Source organism: Eikenella sp. HMSC071B05 (assembly GCF_001811325.1).
Lineage (GTDB): Bacteria > Pseudomonadota > Gammaproteobacteria > Burkholderiales > Neisseriaceae > Eikenella > Eikenella corrodens.
Genome location: NZ_KV804532.1, coordinates 1 through 1,982, shown reverse-complemented (window position 1 = coordinate 1,982; position 1,982 = coordinate 1). Strand labels below are relative to the sequence as shown.

The 1,982-nt window shown below is 54.7% G+C and carries 3 protein-coding genes; all 3 read right to left on the bottom strand.

Annotation, left to right across the window (positions count from 1 at the left end):
* Positions 1-809: hypothetical protein (locus HMPREF2796_RS00900; protein WP_210385331.1), on the bottom strand; the 809-nt coding region annotated here is incomplete at its 3' end.
* On the bottom strand, positions 809-1,159 hold the full coding sequence (locus HMPREF2796_RS00895; protein WP_070630249.1) for a contractile injection system sheath initiator: 351 nt from the start codon (positions 1,157-1,159) through the stop codon (positions 809-811). The genes HMPREF2796_RS00900 and HMPREF2796_RS00895, both read right to left, overlap by 1 nt.
* Entirely contained in the window at positions 1,156-1,839 is a 684-nt protein-coding gene (locus tag HMPREF2796_RS11800; RefSeq protein WP_210385330.1) for a phage baseplate assembly protein V, read from the bottom strand. Before HMPREF2796_RS11800 ends, HMPREF2796_RS00895 begins: the two co-directional genes overlap by 4 nt.
* Positions 1,840-1,982: the final 143 nt, after the last annotated feature.

Genomic DNA, 1,982 nt, shown 5'->3' with positions numbered 1-1,982 from the left:
CTTTCTGCCACCCGGCCAGCTACTGCCACGCGGTTACGCACCCGTTTCATTCCATCAATCAGCGTAACAGCTTCAGTAATCGTATCCGCTGCCGCTTCTTCCAACCCTTCCAGCGGGGAAGCCGGTACTACCGAACCAATTTCAACGATAGATAGGTTGTCGGACACCGCCGCCCGCACACTATCTGCCGCCAGCGATCGGATGCGTAGGAATACGCCGTTTTTCTCTGCCGCGAAGTCGGATGATGTGGATAGGGCTGTTTTCAGTCCGTCTACCACGTCGTCTGCGGTAGCGTTGCGCCCGCTTCGGTAAGTGAATCGCTGGTCGCCGATGGCTACCCAATAAGTGAAATCAGGCTGCGCAGTCGGCGTAATCAGAATTTCTGCCGCGTTAGCCGCTGAAACAGTCAAATCTACCGTGGTTGCCCACACCGTCTGCGTAACGGTATTTTTGAACTGTGCGCCGCGTGGCACTTGAATGGTGCGGTCGGCATAAATCAGCAAGTCTGCCGAGCTTGGTCGTTCTCCTAAGCGCCGAACGCCAGTAAACGCTACCGCGTTATCCAGCGCTATGCCGATAGCAGTATCGGGGTACATAGCGTTGTACACCCCTTCCGCCACGTTCCACAGTGCCGCTTCTCGTTCGGCAAACGTATCAATCAGCAGCCCTAACACACTATCGGGGCGGGTTTGAATATCTGCCGGCAGACCAGCTGCAAGTAACCGCTGTTTCAAGTCAGTAATAATGGCCGCCCGGATTTCAGGCAGCCTCATTTTTATAAAGCCAGTAGGCAAAACACCGTAATCCATCAAACCTCCGCCTTAATCTCAACTAAACCTTCATTTGTGTGCGCTTTGGCCTGTATTGCCAACCGCCTGCCAGGCGCATCCATTAGCAGGCGCATTTCTGATACCGACACCACGCCGGGGACGTCTTTCACTTTGGCGCGGATAACCGCTTCAATCGCCGCCCGACTTGGTGCTTTCTTTAAAATCTGCTCAAAGTACGGTACGCCGTGGTCGGTATTGAGAAACCACTCCCCCAGAAAGGTCAGCAGCGTAACCTTGATTTGCTGTCGCACTCGTTCTGCGCCATCGGTCAAAGTCAGATTGGATAAATCCAAGTCATGATTGCCGTTTAATTTCAAATCTGAACTCATTGGGGCGCTCCAGTTGTCCCGCCGCTATCGCCGGGGTGGGTATGGGTGGCTAATGACTTACCGGATGCAATCACATCGCCGGTCGTGGTGTAGTTGCCGCCAGTCTGTTTTATGTTGCCGCTAAACGTTGCCCCGCTGCCGCCTTCCACCGCCATGCCGCCGTTACCGTTGATTTGCCCTTGTGCTGTTACCACCGCAGAGAATTCCGACTGTGGCGCATTCACTTGGAACTTGCTTGCATTCAGCGTTACTTCGCCGCCGGGCGACATCACGAAAGAGCTTGCCCCACACAGCAGGCGCAGATTAGCCGTATCAGCTGCCGCTACGGTCGGGCGCAGCATGGGAGCGGCGAAGCAGTCCGACATATCGAAGCGGCGCGGGTCGTCCGGCGCGGCATCGCTACCGGAAAGCCAGCTATCCAGCGCTACTTCAGAGAAATACAGCAATACATCATCGCCGGATTGCAGCGGCAAGCTAATCATTGCGCTGCCGCCTAAACCAGTAGGGAACAGCACCGGCACGCTCACGATCTGTGGCGCGGCCAGTTCGCTGCCGTTGGCTAAAGCACGCGGCATGCTTGGCTTAACCGTTGCTGTCTTGCCGTCCCATGCCACGATTTTGCCGGGTAAGCAAACATGAATATCGTCTAGCTCGTTATGGATGGCTTCCGTCAAAGTCATTTGATTTCCTTCACTTCTAATTCGGTTTGCCAGTCGCCGCCGTCCAGACTGCCTGAATGCTTTACGGTCTCCACGCGAAAAAAATCATTTACCGTTTCCGATTCGATTTTCACAATATCTGCCGGATTGATTTGCGGCAGTAG

What these genes read in the sequence shown, in the direction of transcription:
- HMPREF2796_RS00895 (WP_070630249.1), bottom strand. Translation starts at nt 1,159, where the DNA reads ATGAGTTCAGATTTGAAATTAAACGGCAATCATGACTTGGATTTATCC.
- HMPREF2796_RS11800 (WP_210385330.1), bottom strand. Translation starts at nt 1,839, where the DNA reads ATGACTTTGACGGAAGCCATCCATAACGAGCTAGACGATATTCATGTT.